We start from the raw sequence: 17,873 nt of genomic DNA, 5'->3' as shown, positions 1-17,873 counted from the left end.
GGGTGCGGACGGCGGCCATTGCGACCAGCCGCGCACGGGCACGGGCCCGGTACTGGGGGTCGGGCTCGTCGCCGAGGGCCGTGGAGAGCGCCTGCAGGCGCGCGACGACCGCGGCCTCGCGATCGCCCGCGGGGGCGGCGTCGGGTGCCGCTGTGCCGTCGTCCTGTCGGATCACCTGCGGCCTCCTGTCCTCTCCGACCGGGTCCCGCCACCACCGGGGGACCGCTCCGGAGGGCACAACGACGGGCGGGGGCCGTCGGTTACGCCCGGGAGCGCGGAGAGATTCACCGCAGGCCCTCGGGCAGCAGCCCCGCCAGCCGCCGGACCGCCCGGTGCTGGAGCGCCTTGATGGCGCCGTCCTTCTTGCCCATGATCTCGGCAGTCTCGGACACGGAGAGACCGTGCAGGAAGCGCAGGACGATGCACTCCTGTTGCTCGCTCCCCAGTTGTTGCACGCACGCCAGCAGTTGCTGGTTGGTGAAGTACTGGAGGACGGCGTCCTCGGGCCCGTCGGTGACCCGGTCGGCGTCCCGCATGTCGGCGGTGCTCACCTCGAGCCGGAACCGGCTGCTCTTCACCTGGTCCCGGATGATGTTGCGCGCGATCGTCACCAGCCAGGCGCCCACGTCGCGGCCCTGGAAGGACAGCGAGTCGATGCGGCGCAGCGCTCGCACGAAGGTCTCGCTGGTCACGTCCTCGGCCGTGGCCCGGTCGCCGACGCGGTGGTAGGCGTAGCGGTACACGAGGGTCACGTAGTGGTCGTAGAGCCGCCCGAAGGCCTCGGCGTCGCCCTGCTGCGCCTGGCGCACCAGTGCCCACACGTTCGTGGCCGTGGCCTCCGCCTCGGCCTCCACCGCGGCGATGTCGTCGGCGACCTCCACCGGCAGCTCCGAGGTGGCCGGGACCTCGGTCGGGACGCCGTCGGACGGGGTGACGCCGCCCTCGGAGGGAGGGACGTCGTCGGTCGCTCCGGGACCGGCAGCCGGCCCGTCGACCGCGTCCTCGTCGACCGGGTGCTCGTCGACCGGGTGCTCGCCCCTCCCGTCGGTCAGCGCCTCGGCGCTGCTGCGGGGGAACGGGGTAGGGCGCGGCCGCCGCGGCGCGGGGAGACCGGCGGGTCGCTCGGCGTCCAGGGGATGGGGCATGCGGGCGATCGACCTCCTCGTCGGCCCGCTGTGCCTGGACCGTCTCGTCGCCCCGCACGCCCCCGGAGGGCGTTCGTGGGCTGCGGCGCAGGCCCCATGGTGACAACATCGCCCGTGCTCGTCCACGGCAGCCTCGCCGGGCAGGTCTCCGGAAGCGCCCGCCGGCGGCCGGTTGCCGCCCCCCGACGACAGGAGACCCCGTGTCCGACGCAGGCACCTCGCTGGCCGCTCTGGTCCGCGCGGCGGCGCAGCGCGACCCCGGCGCCCCGGCCGTGGTGGCCGGGGACCAGCGGCTGAGCTGGGGCGAGCTGGACGCCGTCGTCGACCGCGTCGCCGCCGGCTACACCGCCCGGGGGCTGGCCGCCGGCGCTCGCATCGCCGTGCAGCTGCCCAACGGGCTGGACTGGCTGCGCGCGGTGCTGGGTGCGCTGCGGGCCGGGCTGACGGTCGTCCCGGTGAACACCGCCTACACCGACCCGGAGCTGGAGCACGTGCTCACCGACTCCGGTGCGGAGCTGCTCGTGGCCGCGAGCGAGCGCGACTCGCTGGCGGGGGTTCCGGTGTGCCCCGGGCCGCCGGAGGGCGACGGCCCGATCGGTGCCGTGGCCGACGACCCGACCGCGCTGGCCTTCCTCTGCTACACCAGCGGGACGACCGGGCGACCGCGCGGAGCCATGCTCACCGCGGGTGCCCTCAAGGCCAACCAGGAGCAGTGCCTGGCGATGAGCCCGCCCCCGGTGCGCAGCGACGACCGGGTGCTGCTCGTCCTCCCGCTCTTCCACGTCTACGGGCTCAACGCCGGGTTCGGCCTGATCGCCGCCACGGGCGCCTGCGCCGTCCTCGAGGAGACCTTCGACCCGCGCGCCTCGCTGGCGCTGATGGCCGCCGAACAGGTCACCGCGGTGCCCGGTGCCCCGCCGATGTACCAGGCGTGGCTCGCCGCGGCGGACGCCGCGGGCAGCGACGCCGACCTCCGCCGGGCCTTCGCGGCCGTGCGCGTCGCCTCCGCCGGTGCCGCACCGCTGCCCGAGGACGTCTGGCGGGCCATGCGCGACCGGGCCGCGGTCACGGTGTGGGAGGGCTACGGGCTGACCGAGGCGGCTCCGGTCGTGGCCAGCACGCTGGCCACCGGCCGGGCCAAGCCCGCCTGCATCGGGGGAGCGGTGCCCGGGCTGGAGCTCGTGCTGCGGGACACGGCCTCGGTCGGCGCGGGCACGGTCGACACGCCCGACGAGGACGACGGGACCGGTGGGGACGACGGCGGCGACCCCGACGAGGGCCCCGGCGAGATCTGGGTGCGCGGCCCCAACCTGTTCTCCGGGTACTGGCCCGACGGGACCGACGGCCCGGACGCAGAGGGATGGCTGGGCACCGGCGACCTCGCCTACCGCGACGCCGACGGCGACCTGCACCTGGTCGACCGGCGCAGCGATCTCGTCCTGGTGAGCGGTTTCAACGTCTACCCGGCCGAGGTGGAGCGGGTGCTCGAGCAGCACCCCGCCGTGGTCGAGAGCGCCGTCATCGGCGTGCCCGATCCGCGGACCGGCGCGGCGGTGCGCGCCGTCGTCGTCCTCGCTCCGGGGGAGCAGCTCGGCGTGGCGGAGCTGCAGGCGTTCGCCGGGCAGTCCCTGGCCCGCTACAAGGTGCCGACGTCGGTGCACTTCCTGGGATCCCTGCCGCACTCGCTCACCGGGAAGGTGAGCAGGGCCCGGCTGCGCGAGCTGGGCCTGACGGGGGCCGACGCGGACGTCGCGGTGCCCGCCGGCAGCGCCGCCGGTGAGTGAGCCGCGGCTGCAGTTGCTCGGGCGGGCCGGCTGCCACCTCTGCCTGACCGCGGCCGAGCAGCTGGGACCGGTGGCTGCCGAGGCGGGTCTGACCGTGCACGACGTCGACGTGGACACCGACCCCGAGCTGCAGGCCGAGTACGGCGACCGGGTGCCGGTCCTGCTGCTCGACGGGCGCGAGCACTCCTACTTCACCCTCGACGTCCCGCGCCTCCGGAGGGATCTCGGACTGCGCTGACTGCCCCATCCGGGTGGCTCCTGACCTGCGGATACGGTGGTCTCCACCACAGCCGGACGCATCCGGCCTGGTCAGCGGGCGGGGCGGTGCCCGGCGACTTTGTTCCTGCGTTCACAAGCGGCTACCGTGGCGGACGCGAGCGCAGCAGCTGCTCGCGTCCCGATGTCGCAGATCCGCACCCGGCGCCCGCCGGGGGTCCCGGGTGCGACCGCTGTGGAGTGCCCGTGATCCAGCCACGGCCCCGGACGATCCCGGAGGCCACCGTCGGTCGTCTGGCCGTGTACCTGAGGGTGCTCACCGGTCTGGCCGACGGCGGTCGGACGACGGTTTCCTCCGGTGAGCTGGCCTCCGCAGCCGGGGTGAACCCGGCCGGCCTGCGCAAGGACCTCTCCCACCTCGGCTCGTGCGGCGTCCGCGGCGTCGGCTACGAGGTCACCGCTCTGCGGGAGCGGATCGCCCGCGTGCTCGGCGCCGAGCGGTCCCGTGCCTGCGTGCTCGTCGGCATCGGCAACCTGGGCACGGCGCTGGCCGACTACGCGGGCTTCGGCAGTCGGGGTTTCCGGTTCGTCGGCCTCTTCGACGCCGCCCCCTCGCAGGTCGGGCAGGAGATCGGCGGCCTGACGGTGCAGCACATGTCCGAGCTCGAGGCCACGGTGGCGGAGCACGAGGCGACCATCGGGGTCATCGCGACACCGGCCGAGGTGGCCCAGTCGGTCTGCGACCGGCTGGCCGCGGCCGGGATCAGGAGCATCCTGAACTTCGCGCCGGTGACGCTCACGGCCCCCGTCGGCGTCGACGTCCGTCCGGTCGACCTCTCCGTGGAGCTGCAGGTCCTGGCGTTCCTCGGTCAGCAGCGCACCGCCCGGGCCGCGGAGGTGACGGCGTGAGCCTGCTCGCGGTGGGCGTCAGCCACCAGACCGCACCGGTCGCGCTGCTCGAGCAGTTCGCGATGGACGGCGACGACCGGGTCAAGGCCCTGCACGAGCTGGTCGGCAGCGACCACGTCAGCGAGGCCCTCGTGCTGGCCACCTGCAACCGCATCGAGGTCTTCGCCGAGGTCGACCGCTTCCACGGCGGGGTCACCGACGTCGGCCGGGTGCTCGCCCGCCAGGCCGGGGCGTCGGTCGAGGAGCTCTCCCCGTACGTGACCGTCCACTACGAGGACCAGGCCGTCGAGCACCTGTTCACCGTGGCCGCCGGGCTGGACTCGATGGTGGTCGGCGAGACCCAGGTGCTCGGGCAGCTGCGTGCCGCCTACGCCCTCGCCCGGGAGGAGGGCACGGTCGGCCGTGCCCTGCACCCGGTGGCCCAGCGGGCCCTGCGGGTGGGCAAGCGGGTGCACTCGGAGACCGGCATCGACAAGGCCGGTGCCTCCCTGGTGTCGGTCGCCCTCGACCGCGCCGAGGCGCGCATCGGGAGTCTGACGGGCCGCCCGGTCCTCGTCGTGGGTGCCGGGTCCATGGGTGCGCTGGCCGCCACCACGCTGGCCCGCCGCGGCGCCGACGTCGTGGTCAGCAGCCGGACCGAGGCCTCCGCGCAGCGGCTGGCCGAGACCGTGGGCGGCCGGACCGCGCCGCTGGACCGGATGGCCGAGGAACTGGCCGCCGCCGACGTGCTGCTCACCTGCACCGGCGCCACCGGGCTCGTCGTCGGCACCGAGGTGGTCGCGGCGGCCATGTCCGGCCGCGCCGAGCGCCCCCTCGTCGTGGTCGATCTGGCACTGCCCCGGGACGTCGACCCCGGCGTGGCGGCGCTGCCCGGCGTCCACGTCGTCGACCTCGCGCTGCTGCAGGGCGAGCGGGCCGCCGACGACGGCAGCACCGCGGGCCCGGTCGCCATCGACGACATCAACAGCGCCCGCGCGATGATCGAGGCCGAGACCGCGCTGCTGCGGGCCGAGCGCCGCGCCGCCGAGGTCGGTCCGACCGTCTCCGCGCTGCGCTCGCAGGCCGCCGAGGTGGTCGACGCCGAGCTGCTGCGCCTGGCCGGCCGGCTGCCCGACCTCGACACGCGCGCCCGCGCGGAGATCGCCCGGACCGTGCGCCGCGTCGTCGACAAGCTGCTGCACGAGCCCACCGTGCGGGTGAAGGAGCTGGCCGCGACGCCGGGGGGCACCGACTACGCCGGTGCCCTGCGCGCGCTCTTCGGTCTCGGCATCGACGCCGACGTGACGCCGGGCGCCGGGCGCCTGGCCGACGCCGTGACCGTCGACCCCGACCGCCCAGGAGGTGCGGCGTGACCGAGACCGAGGTGCAGGGCGTGCCGGCCGCGAGCGCCGTCGCCGGTGTCCCGCTGCGCCTGGGCACCCGGGCCAGCCAGCTCGCCCGGACCCAGTCGCAGACCGTCGCCGACGCCATCACCGCTGCCACCGGCGTGCCGGTCGAGCTGGTCCTGATCAGCACCGAGGGCGACCGCTCCTCCGCTGCGATCGCCCAGCTGGGCGGCACCGGGGTGTTCGTCGCGGCGATCCGCCGCGCGCTTCTCGACGGCGAGGTGGACCTGGCCGTGCACAGCTACAAGGACCTGCCGACCGCACCCGAGCCGGGGCTGATCCTGGCCGCGGTGCCCGCGCGCGAGGACCCGCGGGACGCGCTCGTGGCCCGCGACGGCCTGACCCTCGGCGAGCTGCCGGCGGGGTCCCGCATCGGCACCGGTGCCCCCCGCCGGGTCGCGCAGCTGCGCGCGCTCGGCCTCGGCCTCGACATCGTGCCGATCCGAGGCAACGTGGACACCCGCCTCGGCCGGGTGCCCGGCGCCGGTGAGGGCCCGGGCGACCTCGACGCCGTCGTCCTGGCCCGCGCCGGGCTCAACCGGATCGGCCGGCTCCAGCACATCACCGAGACGCTCGACCCGCTCCAGGTGCTGCCCGCCCCCGCCCAGGGCGCCCTGGCCGTCGAGTGCCGCACCAGCGACGCCCGGACCCGGGAGCTGCTCGGCCGGCTCGAGCACGCGCCCACCCGCGCCTGCGTGGTGGCCGAGCGGGCCACCCTGGCCGCGCTGGAGGCCGGCTGCAGCGCGCCCGTCGCCGCCTACGCGGAGGTGGCCGAGGGCGAGAACGGCCCCGAGCTGTACCTCCGGGCCTCGGTGACCGCCCTGGACGGCAGCGACGGCGTCCGCGGCTCGGTGACCGGACCGCTGACCGAGGCCGCCGCCCTCGGCCGGTCCCTCGCCGCCGAGCTGCTCGACCGCGGTGCGGCCGAGCTGATGGCGGCCGGCGGGTGACCGCGACCGCGCGGTCCCGGCCCGCACGACCCCCCCAGACCCCCGTAACGGCCCGCACCCGGGCCATGACAGACGCCCGAGCGATTCGGGCCAGGATCAGGAGCACGCGATGACGCGCTTCCGCAAGACCCCAGGCCAGTCGGGCCGGGTCGTGTTCGTCGGCGCCGGGCCCGGTGACCCGGGCATGCTCACCGCCCGGGCGACCGCGGCGCTGGCCGAGGCAGCCGTGGTGCTGGTCGACCCCGACGTCGCCGCGCCCCTCCAGGACGCCGTCCGCGAGGCGAACCCGGACACCGAGCTCACGCCGGTCTCCGGTGAGCCCGGCGACATCGCCAAGGGCGCCGTCGCCGCGGCCAAGAACGGCTCGGTCGTGGTCCGGCTGGTCATCGGTGACCCCTACACCTCCGACGAGGTGATCAAGGAGGTCCTCTCCGTCGCCCGCACCTCCGTGCCCTTCGACGTCGTCCCGGGTGTCGCGCCCGCCACGGCGGTCCCGGCCTTCGCCGGTGTGGCCATGGGCAGCACGACCGTCAGCGCCGACCTGCGCAGCGGCGTCGACCTGACCGCGCTGGGCGGTGCCACCGCCGCGACCGGCGGGACGCTGGTCCTGCAGGGCACGGCCGAGGAGCTCCCCGACGCCGCCGCGCGCCTGGTCGAGGGCGGGCTCTCGGGCAGCACGCCGGTCGTCGTCACCGTCGGCGGCTCGGGCACCGGCCAGAAGAGCGTCGTCGCCAAGCTGGCCGCCGTGGCGGAGAAGACCGCCGGCCTCGACCCGCTCAGCGGCCCGGTCGTCGCCACCGTCGGCGCCGTCGTCGACAAGCGCGCCCGCATGTCGTGGTGGGAGAGCCGGCCGCTGTTCGGCTGGCGGGTGCTGGTGCCGCGTACCAAGGACCAGGCCGGCGACATGAGCGACCGGCTGCGCGCCTACGGCGCGGTCCCGGTCGAGGTGCCGACGATCGCGGTCGAGCCCCCGCGCAGCCCCGCGCAGATGGACCGCGCGATCAAGGGCCTGGTCACCGGCCGGTACGGCTGGATCGTCTTCACCTCCGTCAATGCGGTGAAGGCCGTCCGCGAGAAGTTCGTCGAGCTCGGCCTGGACGCCCGCGCCTTCGCCGGCGTGAAGGTCGCCTGCGTCGGCGAGCAGACCGCCCAGGCGGTCCGCGACTTCGGCATCGTCCCGGAGCTGGTGCCCTCGGGCGAGCAGTCCAGCCAGGGCCTGCTGGCCGACTTCCCGGACTACGACGACGTCCTGGACCCGATCAACCGGGTGCTGCTCCCGCGGGCCGACATCGCCACCGAGACCCTCGCCGCGGGCCTGGTCGAGCGCGGCTGGGAGATCGACGACGTCACGGCCTACCGCACCGTCCGGGCGGCCCCGCCGGCCGCGTCGGTCCGGGAGGCCATCAAGGGCGGCGGGTTCGACGCGGTGTGCTTCACCTCGTCCAGCACCGTGCGCAACCTGGTGGGCATCGCCGGCAAGCCGCACGCCAAGACCGTCGTCGCGGTGATCGGTCCCGCCACTGCCGCCAGCGCGCAGGAGTTCGGCCTGCGGGTGGACGTGCAGCCGGAGACGGCGGCCGTCGCGCCGCTGGTCGACGCACTGGCCGAGTACGCCCTGTCGCTGCGCGAGGCGGAGGACGGCGAGGGCAAGTGAGCGCGGGCAGCGTGGGTGGGGGAGCGCACGGGGCGAGTCCCGGGTTCGCGCGCGGGCGGCGTCTCCGGTCGACGCCCGCGCTGCGGCGGCTGACCGCGCAGACCCGGGTGGCCCCGGCCGACCTGGTGCTGCCGGTCTTCGTCAAGGAGGGCATCGACGCACCGGTCGCCATCGGCTCCATGCCCGGCGTCGTCCAGCACAGCCACGACTCGCTCCGGAAGGCGGCCGCCGAGGCCGCGGAGGCCGGCATCGGCGGGCTGATGCTCTTCGGCATCCCGTCGGAGAAGGACGCCGTGGGGTCGCAGGCCGACGCCGCCGACGGCGTGGTCAACACGGCGCTGCAGAACCTGCGGGCCGATCTGGGCGACGAGCTCGTCCTCATGGCCGACCTGTGCCTGTGCGAGTACACCGACCATGGGCACTGCGGGATCGTGACCCCGGCCGGCGTCGTCGACAACGACCCGACGCTGGACCGGTACGCGGCCGTGGCGATCGCGCAGGCGCAGGCCGGCGCCCACCTGGTCGCGCCCAGCGGGATGATGGACGGCCAGATCGCCGCCATCCGCGCCGGTCTGGACAGCGCCGCGTTCACCGAGGTGCCGATCCTGGCCTACGCCGCGAAGTACGCCTCGGGCTTCTACGGGCCCTTCCGCGAGGCGGCCGAGGGCGCCCCGCAGTTCGGCGACCGGTCGACCTACCAGATGGACCCGCCCAACGCCGACGAGGCGTTGCGGGAGGTCGCGCAGGACCTGGCCGAGGGAGCGGACGCCGTCATGGTGAAGCCGGCGCTGCCCTACCTCGACATCGTGGCCCGGGTCGCCGACGCGGTGCAGGTGCCGGTCAGCGCCTACCAGGTCAGCGGCGAGTACGCGATGGTCGAGGCGGCCGCCGCCAACGGCTGGATCGACCGCGAGCGGGCGATCCTGGAGACGCTCACCGCCATCCGGCGCGCCGGGGCGGGGCAGGTGCTCACCTACTGGGCGGTCGAGGCCGCCCGGCTGCTCGCCCGCGGCTGAGGCCATGCCCGCGCCGGCCGAGGACTACGTCGAGCTGGGGGGCTCCTGGCGACCGCTGTGGGTCGTCGGCGGGTTCGCGGGGGTGTGCGTCGCGCTCGCCCTCATCCTCCCGGGGCCGGACCTGCCGCTGTTCGCCTGGGCCGCGCTGGCCGGGGTGGTGGCCGTCGTGGCTTGCGGCTGCCTGGCCGGGCGCCGGCTCTGGACGGTGCGCGTCGAGGGGGCCGGCGACGACGGCGGGCTGAGCGTCGGGCGCGAGCGGGTGGCGCTTCCCGAGATCGACGCCGGGCACCTGCGCTCGGTCGAGTCCGGCGTCGACGCCGGCGCCCCGGTGCTCGGTGGCGGCTGGTCGGTCCCCAAGGGGTCCACCGGGCTGCCGCTCAAGCTGGCGGACGGGCGGACCGTGCTCGTTCCCACACGGGATCCGGACGCCCTGCGGACCGCGTTGCTCACCGCGAAGGGGACACTGGAGCCGTGACCTCGCCGGACAGCTCACCCTTCCCCTACGAGGCGCCGGTCTCGGCCGCGCTCTTCGCCCGCGGCCAGGAGATCACCCCCGGGGGCGTGAACTCCCCGGTCCGCGCGTTCCGGGCCGTGGGCGGTACGCCGCGGTTCATGGTGGAGGCCGCAGGGCCGTGGATCACCGACGCCGACGGGCGCCGCTACGTGGACCTGGTCAGCTCCTGGGGCCCGATGCTGTTGGGCCACGCCCACCCCGCCGTCGTCGACGCCGTCGCCTCCGCGGCCCGCCGCGGGCTGTCCTTCGGCGCCCCGACGGAGGGCGAGCTGGAGCTCGCCGAGGAGATCCGGTCGCGGGTCGCCCCGGTCGAGCGCGTGCGGCTGGTCAACTCCGGCACCGAGGCGGTGCTCTCCGCCGTGCGGCTGGCCCGCGGCGCCACCGGCCGACCGCTGCTGGTCAAGTTCGCCGGCAACTACCACGGCCACGTCGACGCGCTGCTCGCCTCGGCGGGCTCGGGGGTCGCGACGCTCGGCCTGCCGGACACCCCTGGGGTGACCACCGGCGCGGCCGCCGACACGATCGTGCTGCCCTACAACGACGTCGCCGCCGTGGAGGCGGTCTTCGCCGAGCGGGGCAGCGACATCGCCGCCGTCATCAGCGAGGCCGCCGCCGGCAACATGGGGGTCGTCCCGCCGCTGGACGGCTTCAACTCCGAGTTGCGCCGGATCACCGCCACGCACGGCGCGCTGCTGATCCTCGACGAGGTCATGACCGGTTTCCGCGTCTCGCGGTCGGGCTGGTACGGCCTGGACCCGGTGGACGCCGACCTGTTCACCTTCGGCAAGGTCATGGGCGGTGGCCTGCCGGCCGCGGCGTTCGGCGGTCGCGCCGACCTCATGGCCCACCTCGCGCCCAGCGGGCCCGTCTACCAGGCCGGCACCCTGTCGGGGAACCCGGTGGCGGTCGCCGCCGGCCTGGCGACGCTGCGGAACTGCACCGACGACGTGTACGCGCACTGCGACGAGGTCTCCGCCGTGCTCCGCGGCGCGGCCAGCGCCGCGCTGTTCGCCGCCGGCGTGCCGCACCGGGTGCAGCAGGCCGGCAACATGTTCTCGATCTTCTTCGTGCCCGACGAACGGCGGGTGCGGAACTACGACGACGCGAGGACGCAGGACGTCGCCCGCTACACCGCCTTCTTCCACGCCCTGCTGGCGCGCGGGGTCTACCTGCCGCCGTCGGCGTTCGAGGCGTGGTTCGTCAACGCCCAGCTCGGCGGCGAGGCCCTCGACCGCGTGCTCGAGGCCCTGCCGGCCGCGGCGCGGGCCGCGGCCGCCGCCGGGGGCGACCCCCGCCCGGCCGACCAGGACCTGTCCGAGGTGAGCTCGTGACCGAGCGGACCACGGTGCACCTCCTCCGCCACGGGGAGGTCCACAACCCCGACGGGATCCTCTACGGCCGGCTCCCCGGTTTCCGGCTCTCCACCGCCGGCGAGGGCATGGCCCGCCGGGCCGCCGCCTGGTTCGCCGGTCACGACGTCGTCCACCTGGTGTCCAGCCCCCTGGAGCGGGCCCAGCAGACGGCGCGGCCGCTGGCCGAGGCGACCGGCCTGGACGTAGGGATCGACGACCGGCTGATCGAGGCCGGTAACGCCTTCGAGGGCATGGCCGTCGCCGGCGGTGCCGGGGTGTTCCGGGCACCACGGAACTGGTGGAAGCTGCGCAACCCGTTCGCGCCGTCGTGGGGCGAGCCCTACGTGGAGATCGCCGCGCGGATGATCGCCGCGGTCGAGGCCGCCCGCGACGCCGCCCGGGGCGCCGAGGCCGTCCTGGTCAGCCACCAGCTTCCGATCTGGGCCACGAGGCTGCACCTGGAGGGGCGCCGCTACCTGCACGACCCGCGGCGCCGGGAGTGCGCGCTGGCCAGCGTCACCTCGATCAGCTACGACGGCGACCGGCTGGCGGGGGTCTCCTACGCCGAGCCCGCCGGCGCCACCGATCCCGATGCGGTGCCGGGCGCATGAGGGCAGCCGTGGTCGCTCTGCTGGCCGGTGCCCTGCTCACCGGCTGCAGCACCGGCTCCGACGCCGTCGACGTCAACAACGGCGGGGAGTTCCGGTTCGTCGCGGGCACCCCGCGCGGTGAGGTCATCGCTCCCGAGGAGCGGGCCTCGGCGCCGGAGTTCGCGGGCACCCTCCTCGGCGGGGGCGAGTTCTCGTCGACCGAGCTCGACGGCGAGGTCGCCGTGCTCAACTTCTGGGGCTCGTGGTGCCCGCCCTGCCGGGTCGAGACGCCGGAGTTCCAGGAGGTCTACGCCGACGTGCGGGACGAGGGCGTGGAGTTCCTCGGCATCAACGTGAAGGAGACCAGCGACCAGTTCGCCCTGGCCTTCGTCGACAAGTTCGGGATCGAGTTCCCCTCGCTCTACGATCCGCGGGGCGAGGTGGCCCTGGCGTTCCGGGACTACCCGGCCACCGCGATCCCCTCGACGATCGTGCTCGACCGCGAGGGCCGGGTCGCCGCGGTCTACACCGCGGAGGTGTCGCAGGAGGACCTGCGCGCCACCCTGGACCTCGTGCTGGCGGAAGGAGCCTGACGTGGGGGACACCTTCGCCGCTCTGGTCTCCGACGGGCCGCTGCTCGTCGCCGCCGCCGTCGCCGCGCTGGTCGGGCTGATCAGCTTCGCCTCACCGTGCGTGCTCCCGCTGGTGCCCGGCTACCTCTCCTACGTCGCCGGGCTGGTCGGCGCGGGCGTGCGGGAGACCGCACCGGTTCCCGCAGGGGGTGCCGGGCCCGGCACGACGGCGACCGTGGTCCGGGTCGACGAGCGCTCCCCGCGCGGCCGCATGGTGCTGGGCGCCGTCCTGTTCGTGCTCGGCTTCACCGCGGTGTTCGTCGCGATCAGCACCGCGTTCGGCGGGCTCGGGCGGCTGCTGCTCGTGCACAACGACGTCATCACCCGGGTCATGGGCGTGGTCACCGTGCTCGTCGGCCTGGGGTTCCTCGGCTGGCTGCCGCTGCTGCAGCGCACCAAGCGGCTGACCCTGCGCCCCTCCATGGGGCTCGCGGGCGCGCCGCTGCTCGGGATCGTCTTCGGTCTCGGCTGGACGCCGTGCCTGGGTCCCACGCTCGCCGCCGTCCAGAACCTCGCCTTCCAGGAGGCGACCGCCGGCCGGGGGGCGCTGCTCGGGCTGGCCTACTGCCTCGGGCTCGGTGTGCCCTTCGTCCTGGTCGCGCTGGGCGCGCGTTGGGCGCTCGGTGCCACGACGTTCCTGCGGCGGCACGCGCAGGCGGTGACCCGGTTCGGCGGGGCCGTGCTCGTGCTGGTCGGGCTGCTGCTGGTCACCGGCGCGTGGACCGAGATGATGGAGTGGCTGCGCTCCTGGATCGCGGCCACCGGGTTCGGGGAGTCGGCGCTGTGAGCGTCGAGGCGCCCGCCCGACCGGTCACCCCGCCGCCACCGCCGTCCGGGCTCTCCGCCGGCCGTCGGGTGGCCGGCCTCCTGCTGCGCTGGTGGCGCCGGCTCACCGCCATGCGGACGGCGATCATCCTGCTGTTCCTGCTGGCGCTCGCGGCGGTGCCGGGATCGCTGCTGCCGCAGCGGTCGCTGTCGCAGAACAACGTCCGCCAGTACTTCACCGACCACCCGGACCTCGCGCCGGTGCTGGACGACCTGTACCTGTTCGACGTCTTCAGCTCGCCGTGGTTCGCCGCGATCTACCTGCTGCTGTTCCTCTCGCTGATCGGTTGCGTGCTGCCGCGGGCCGCCGAGCACCTCCGGTCCCTGCGCACGCCGCCGCCCCCGGCTCCCCGGAACCTGCTCCGGCTGCCCGACTCCGGTCGGCTGGAGAGCCCGCTGGCGCCGGCCGCCGCTCTCGACGTCGTCGAGGAGGAACTGCGCGTCCGCCGGTTCCGCGTGGTGCGCCGCGAGGGCGGCACATCCTCCGCCGGGTCCAGCGGTCGCGCCCCCGAGGTCTCGGCCGAGAAGGGCTACCTCAAGGAGAGCGGCAACCTGCTGTTCCACCTCTCCCTGCTCGCGCTCCTGCTGGGGCTGGCCGGGGGGAAGATGTGGGGGTACGAGGGCAGCATCCTGGTCACCGAGGGCCAGGGCTTCTGCAACGCCTTCCAGCAGTACGACACCTACTCCTCGGGTCCGCTGGTCGACAGCGGCGACCTGAGCTCCATGTGCGTGGACCTCGACCAGTTCCGGGCCGAGTACGAGGAGAACCTGACGGCGTCCTCCTTCACCGCGGACATCCGCTACGGCGATCCCCAGGGCGAGGAGCGGAAGACCACCATCGGCGTCAACGAGCCGCTGCGCATCGACGGCGACCGCGTGTACGTCACCGGCCACGGCTTCAGCCCGACCTTCTCGGTGACGCTGCCCGACGGCACCGCGTTCACCGACGTCTCGACGCCGTTCCTGCCCGCCGACCAGCGGACGCTGGCCAGCGAGGGCGCGCTGAAGCTCCCCGACCTGGGCGCGGACGAGGACGACCAGCTGGCCCTGGAGGGCTTCTTCGCCCCCACCGGGCTCATGCAGGGCGGGGTGCTCACGTCGGTGGACCCGCGTCCGCTCGCCCCGCAGGTCGCGATCATCGCCTACCGGGGCTACCTGGGCCTGGACTCCGGGCTGCCGCAGTCGGTCTACTCGCTGGACCGCAGCCAGATCGAGCGCGGCCGGCTGACCGAGGTGGGGGCGGCGAACCTGTCGGTGGGGGAGAGCCTGGACCTGCCCGACGGCACCCGGGTCACCTTCACCGGGTACAAGGAGTTCGCCGCTCTCCAGTACTCGCACGACCCCGGTCAGCTGTGGGTGCTGGCCGCGGCGATCGCCCTGCTCGGGGGCCTGCTCGGCCTGCTGCTGCTCCGCCGCGAACGGGTCTTCGCCCGGGCCGAGCCGGCTCCCGGTCGCAGCGGTACCGTCCTGACGCTGGCCTCGCTGACCCGCGGTGGCGGCGAGAGCGGATCGCGGTTCACCGCGCTGTCCGACGAACTCCAGGGGGCGCTCACCACCGCGGCCCCCGGCACCGCACCGTCCGATCCGGAGGTCCCCCCGCGTGACTGACCCCTCGCTCGCCGAGCTGTCGAACACCCTCTTCTCCGTGAGCGTCGCGCTCTACTCGGTGGCCCTGGTCGCCTTCTGCGCCGAGCTGGCCTTCGGTCGGCGGCGCGAGCGGGCTCAGGAGCGCGTCGGCGCCGCCGCCGGAACGGGTGGCGGGGGTGTCGCGCTCGCCGACCGCCCGGCTGGGACCGTGGAGACGGCGAGCAGCAACCGCTGGGGCGCCATCGCCCTCGGTGTGACGGTGATCGGGGCGCTCGCGCACGCCGGCGTGCTGCTGACCCGCGGCCTGGCGGCCGACCGCCTGCCCTGGGGCAACATGTACGAGTTCGCGACCGCGGTCGTGCTCGTCGCCGTGGTGGCCTTCGTGGGCTTCGCGGTCCGCTCGCCCAACCTGCGCCACATCGGCGTCTTCGTGCTCGCCCCGGTGATCCTCGGCCTCGTCGCCATCGGTCTGGGCCTGTACACCGAGGCCGCGCCGGTCGTCGCCGCCCTCCGGTCCTACTGGCTGGCCATCCACGTGACCGCGGCGATCCTCGGCTTCGGCATCTTCATGGTCAGCGGCATCGCCAGCGTCCTCTACCTGGTGCGCTCCCGGCCCGGCGCCGACTCCGGCACCGGGTTCGTCTCCCGGCTGCCGTCGGCGGCGGCGCTGGACCAGCTGGCGCACCGGACCGCGGTGTTCGGCTTCCCGATCTGGACCTTCGCGGTCATCGCCGGCGCCATCTGGGCCGAGGCCGCCTGGGGCCGGTTCTGGGGCTGGGACCCGAAGGAGACCTGGTCGTTCGTGGCGTGGGTGGTCTACGCCGCCTACCTGCACGCCCGCACGACGGCGGGCTGGCGCGGGCGTCCGGCGGCGTGGGTCAACGTCGTCGGCCTGGTCGTCATGATCTTCAACCTGACGTTCGTCAACCTGGTCTCCACCGGGCTGCACAGCTACGCCGGGGTCGAGTGAGCTGACGCGCCACCCCGTCCGGGCGAGAAGCGCGCCGGGGACCGGTGACCATGTCCGATGCGCGTGCTTCCATGCCCTCATGGAGTACCGAGAGCGGGGACGGGCCGTCGCGGTGGTGCGGCGTGGGTAGGCACACGGCGGCCGACGGCGCCGGCGCGGACCCGCTCGTGGCGGCCGCCCTGGCACAGCGTTCCGACGGCGGCGGCGGCGCCCACCACGGCGACGCGGCGTCGTCGTCCGGGGAGGGCGGCCTCGGCTGGCCGGTCGCTCCCGAGGCGCCGGAGCCCGGCGACGGCGGGCTGGGCTGGCCCGGCGGCGGATCCGGGCAGGACGCGGAGGACGCGACGGCAACGGAGACGCCCGCGGCACTGCCGCGGCGCGGCTGGCGGCGGCTGTTCGGATCGGCGCCCGCCGCCTGACCGAGGGCCCCGTCCCGCTGGACGGGGAACTCAGGCGGGGGAGCCGTCGTCCTTGCGGGCGCGACGGCCCAGCTCGCGCAGGAACTCGGGGTCGTCGTCGGGCGCCAGCGGCCGCGTACGGCCCTGCGGCGGACGCGGGGCCCTGCGCGGCCGGCGAGCGGCACGGTCGGGACTTCCCGAGACCGCCGCGGCACGGACGACCACCAGCAGGACGACCACCGCCGCCACGAGCACCACCAGGAACACCACGGGCCCACCCCCTCGTCGCCGTCCAGCGTACGACCGCCGGATACTCGGTGCCGACGACCGGACGGATCCGGCTCGCGACGCACGGACGGAGACCTCCCATCGACGCGGTGGACCGGCAGCTGATCGACCTGCTCCGCGCCAACGGCCGCGCCAGCTACGCCGAGCTCGCCCGCCAGGTCGGGCTCTCCTCGCCGGCGGTGCACGAGCGCGTCGGAAAGCTGGAGGCGGCCGGCGTCGTCACGGGCTACCGCGCCGTGGTCGACCCGTCTGCGGTGGGTCTGGACGTCACCGCGCTGATCGGGGTGATCGAGAGCGACTCGGTGGACGACACCGGGCTGGAGGCCGCCATGCGCGAGGTCCCCGGCATCGAGGACTGCTGGCGCGTGGCCGGCAGCGAGGGCTACGTGCTCAAGGTGCGGGTGACCGACATCCCGGCACTCGAGGCCACCGTCAACGCGTTGAACCGGATCAGAGGGGTGGCACGCACCCGGACGACGGTCGTCCTGTCGACCAAGTGGGAGGGCCGTCATGGCTGAGCAGAACGATCCGACGAAGGCCCCGGCAGCGCGGCCCAAGGTCGCGCCCTGGCTGCTGATCTACGTGATCGGCCGCTTCGGCATCGCGGCCCTGCTGGTGCTCATCCTGTGGCAGCTCGGGCTGGGCAGCTTCCCGGGCCTGCTGTTCGGCCTGCTGCTGTCGATGCCGGTGTCCTACCTGCTGCTGCGCCCCTCGCGCGACCGGCTGACCGAGGCGCTGGCCGCCCGGGCCGTCGAGCGGCGGGCCGCGAAGGAGAACCTGCGCGACCGGCTCAGCGGCGGCCAGTGACCCTCAGCTGAGGGCGAGCCCCGCTCCCAGCAGCACGCCGGTGGCCAGGGTGACCAGGCCGGCTCCCTGCAGCGCGCCGATCAGCGCCGGGCCCCGGCCGCCGGAGAGCACCGTGCGCACGGGCGCGACGGCCAGCGGGGCGGCCAGCAGGCCGAGCAGCGCCCAGGGGCGCGTGACCCCCACCGCCGCGATCACCGCGAACGCGACGACGAAGAGCCCGGCGAACAGCAGCCGCGTCGCCCGATCGCCCAGGAGCACGGCGAGGGTCCGCTTGCCCACCTCGGCGTCACCGGCCAGGTCGCGCAGGTTGTTCACCACGAGGATCGCCACGATCAGCAGCCCGATGGGCACCGAGACCGCGAACGCCAGTCCCTCCAGCGTGCGGGTCTGCACGAAGGTGGTGCCGACGACGGCGACCAGCCCGAAGAAGACGAAGACGAACACCTCGCCCAGCGCCCGGTAGCCGTAGGGCAGCGGCCCACCGGTGTAGGTCCAGGCCGCGGCGATGCAGACCGCGCCGACGGCCACCAGCCACCAGCTGGACAGCGCCGCCAGCACCAGCCCGGCGACCCCGGCGACGGCGAACGACAGCAGCGCCGCGACGAGCACCTCCCGCGGAGCAGCCGCACCGGAACCGACCAGGCGCATCGGCCCGACGCGGTCGGCGTCGGTGCCGCGCCTGCCGTCGGAGTAGTCGTTGGCGTAGTTGACCGCCACCTGCAGGGCGAGGGCGACGAGCAGCGCCAGCAGGGCGGGCGCCGGCCGGAACCCGTCGAGCGCGGCGGTCGGGCTTGCCCGTGTGCAGGGTCGGGACGGAGTCGATCAGGTGCAGTTGCCGGGGGGCCGCGGGG

General features: G+C 75.1%; 20 protein-coding genes. 17 read left to right on the top strand and 3 right to left on the bottom strand.

Annotation, left to right across the window (positions count from 1 at the left end):
* Nucleotides 1-284 precede the first annotated feature (284 nt).
* Nucleotides 285-1,145, bottom strand: coding sequence for a sigma-70 family RNA polymerase sigma factor (locus tag C5508_RS15455; RefSeq protein WP_104525833.1), 861 nt, complete (start codon nt 1,143-1,145; stop codon nt 285-287).
* Between the two features lie 200 nt (nt 1,146-1,345).
* Here C5508_RS15455 and C5508_RS15450 point away from each other — a divergent pair, with 200 nt between their 5' ends.
* The 15 genes from C5508_RS15450 to C5508_RS15380 all read left to right on the top strand — a co-directional run bounded on the left by C5508_RS15450 (nt 1,346) and on the right by C5508_RS15380 (nt 15,948).
* Nucleotides 1,346-2,929: an AMP-binding protein gene (locus C5508_RS15450; RefSeq protein WP_104525832.1), complete on the top strand. Its 1,584-nt coding sequence runs from the start codon at nt 1,346-1,348 to the stop codon at nt 2,927-2,929.
* Nucleotides 2,922-3,167 (top strand): glutaredoxin family protein, encoded by a 246-nt coding sequence (locus C5508_RS15445; protein ID WP_104525831.1) that lies wholly within the window; start codon nt 2,922-2,924, stop codon nt 3,165-3,167. The genes C5508_RS15450 and C5508_RS15445 overlap by 8 nt, the downstream gene beginning before the upstream one ends.
* A gap of 224 nt (nt 3,168-3,391) precedes the next feature.
* On the top strand, nt 3,392-4,054 hold the full coding sequence (locus C5508_RS15440) for a redox-sensing transcriptional repressor Rex (RefSeq protein ID WP_104525830.1): 663 nt from the start codon (nt 3,392-3,394) through the stop codon (nt 4,052-4,054).
* Nucleotides 4,051-5,406: a glutamyl-tRNA reductase gene (locus C5508_RS15435; RefSeq protein WP_104525829.1), complete on the top strand. Its 1,356-nt coding sequence runs from the start codon at nt 4,051-4,053 to the stop codon at nt 5,404-5,406. Before C5508_RS15440 ends, C5508_RS15435 begins: the two co-directional genes overlap by 4 nt.
* On the top strand, nt 5,403-6,389 hold the full coding sequence (gene hemC, locus C5508_RS15430; RefSeq protein ID WP_104525828.1) for a hydroxymethylbilane synthase: 987 nt from the start codon (nt 5,403-5,405) through the stop codon (nt 6,387-6,389). The genes C5508_RS15435 and hemC overlap by 4 nt, the downstream gene beginning before the upstream one ends.
* Nucleotides 6,390-6,498: 109 nt before the next feature.
* Complete coding sequence (locus tag C5508_RS15425; protein ID WP_104525827.1) at nt 6,499-8,043, top strand: uroporphyrinogen-III synthase; 1,545 nt, start codon at nt 6,499-6,501, stop codon at nt 8,041-8,043.
* Nucleotides 8,040-9,059, top strand: a complete 1,020-nt coding sequence (gene hemB / locus C5508_RS15420; RefSeq protein ID WP_232797179.1) for a porphobilinogen synthase — start codon at nt 8,040-8,042, stop codon at nt 9,057-9,059. The genes C5508_RS15425 and hemB overlap by 4 nt, the downstream gene beginning before the upstream one ends.
* 4 nt (nt 9,060-9,063) lie before the next feature.
* Complete coding sequence (locus C5508_RS15415; RefSeq protein WP_104525826.1) at nt 9,064-9,534, top strand: hypothetical protein; 471 nt, start codon at nt 9,064-9,066, stop codon at nt 9,532-9,534.
* A complete protein-coding gene (hemL, locus tag C5508_RS15410; protein ID WP_104525825.1) occupies nt 9,531-10,904 on the top strand; it encodes a glutamate-1-semialdehyde 2,1-aminomutase in 1,374 nt (457 codons plus the stop codon). The genes C5508_RS15415 and hemL overlap by 4 nt, the downstream gene beginning before the upstream one ends.
* Nucleotides 10,901-11,536, top strand: coding sequence for a histidine phosphatase family protein (locus C5508_RS15405; RefSeq protein ID WP_104525824.1), 636 nt, complete (start codon nt 10,901-10,903; stop codon nt 11,534-11,536). The genes hemL and C5508_RS15405 overlap by 4 nt, the downstream gene beginning before the upstream one ends.
* A complete protein-coding gene (locus C5508_RS15400) occupies nt 11,533-12,108 on the top strand; it encodes a TlpA family protein disulfide reductase (protein ID WP_104525823.1) in 576 nt (191 codons plus the stop codon). The genes C5508_RS15405 and C5508_RS15400 overlap by 4 nt, the downstream gene beginning before the upstream one ends.
* Nucleotide 12,109: 1 nt before the next feature.
* Nucleotides 12,110-12,934, top strand: a complete 825-nt coding sequence (locus C5508_RS15395; RefSeq protein ID WP_104525822.1) for a cytochrome c biogenesis CcdA family protein — start codon at nt 12,110-12,112, stop codon at nt 12,932-12,934.
* Entirely contained in the window at nt 12,931-14,580 is a 1,650-nt protein-coding gene (gene resB / locus C5508_RS15390) for a cytochrome c biogenesis protein ResB (RefSeq protein ID WP_232797178.1), read from the top strand. The genes C5508_RS15395 and resB overlap by 4 nt, the downstream gene beginning before the upstream one ends.
* Entirely contained in the window at nt 14,573-15,529 is a 957-nt protein-coding gene (ccsB, locus tag C5508_RS15385) for a c-type cytochrome biogenesis protein CcsB (protein WP_104525821.1), read from the top strand. Before resB ends, ccsB begins: the two co-directional genes overlap by 8 nt.
* Before the next feature lie 122 nt (nt 15,530-15,651).
* Nucleotides 15,652-15,948, top strand: coding sequence for a hypothetical protein (locus tag C5508_RS15380; RefSeq protein ID WP_104525820.1), 297 nt, complete (start codon nt 15,652-15,654; stop codon nt 15,946-15,948).
* A gap of 30 nt (nt 15,949-15,978) precedes the next feature.
* Here the strand turns inward: C5508_RS15380 and C5508_RS15375 are convergent, their stop codons facing one another.
* On the bottom strand, nt 15,979-16,197 hold the full coding sequence (locus C5508_RS15375; RefSeq protein WP_104525819.1) for a hypothetical protein: 219 nt from the start codon (nt 16,195-16,197) through the stop codon (nt 15,979-15,981).
* 107 nt (nt 16,198-16,304) lie between these two features.
* Here C5508_RS15375 and C5508_RS15370 point away from each other — a divergent pair, with 107 nt between their 5' ends.
* Together C5508_RS15370 and C5508_RS15365 are read left to right on the top strand one after the other, a co-directional pair.
* Nucleotides 16,305-16,733, top strand: coding sequence for an Lrp/AsnC family transcriptional regulator (locus C5508_RS15370; RefSeq protein ID WP_232797177.1), 429 nt, complete (start codon nt 16,305-16,307; stop codon nt 16,731-16,733).
* Nucleotides 16,726-17,022 carry a DUF4229 domain-containing protein gene (locus tag C5508_RS15365; protein WP_104525818.1) on the top strand — a complete coding sequence of 99 codons (297 nt, stop codon included), beginning with the start codon at nt 16,726-16,728 and terminating at the stop codon, nt 17,020-17,022. Before C5508_RS15370 ends, C5508_RS15365 begins: the two co-directional genes overlap by 8 nt.
* 3 nt (nt 17,023-17,025) lie before the next feature.
* On the opposite strand, the gene C5508_RS15360 is transcribed toward C5508_RS15365, so the two are convergent.
* Nucleotides 17,026-17,745: a 1,4-dihydroxy-2-naphthoate polyprenyltransferase gene (locus C5508_RS15360; RefSeq protein ID WP_232797180.1), complete on the bottom strand. Its 720-nt coding sequence runs from the start codon at nt 17,743-17,745 to the stop codon at nt 17,026-17,028.
* Nucleotides 17,746-17,873 lie beyond the last annotated feature (128 nt).

Source organism: Blastococcus atacamensis (assembly GCF_002938425.1).
GTDB lineage: Bacteria > Actinomycetota > Actinomycetes > Mycobacteriales > Geodermatophilaceae > Blastococcus > Blastococcus atacamensis.
The sequence above is the reverse complement of the archived record's forward strand: the minus strand, read 5'-3'. Positions and strand labels throughout refer to the sequence as shown.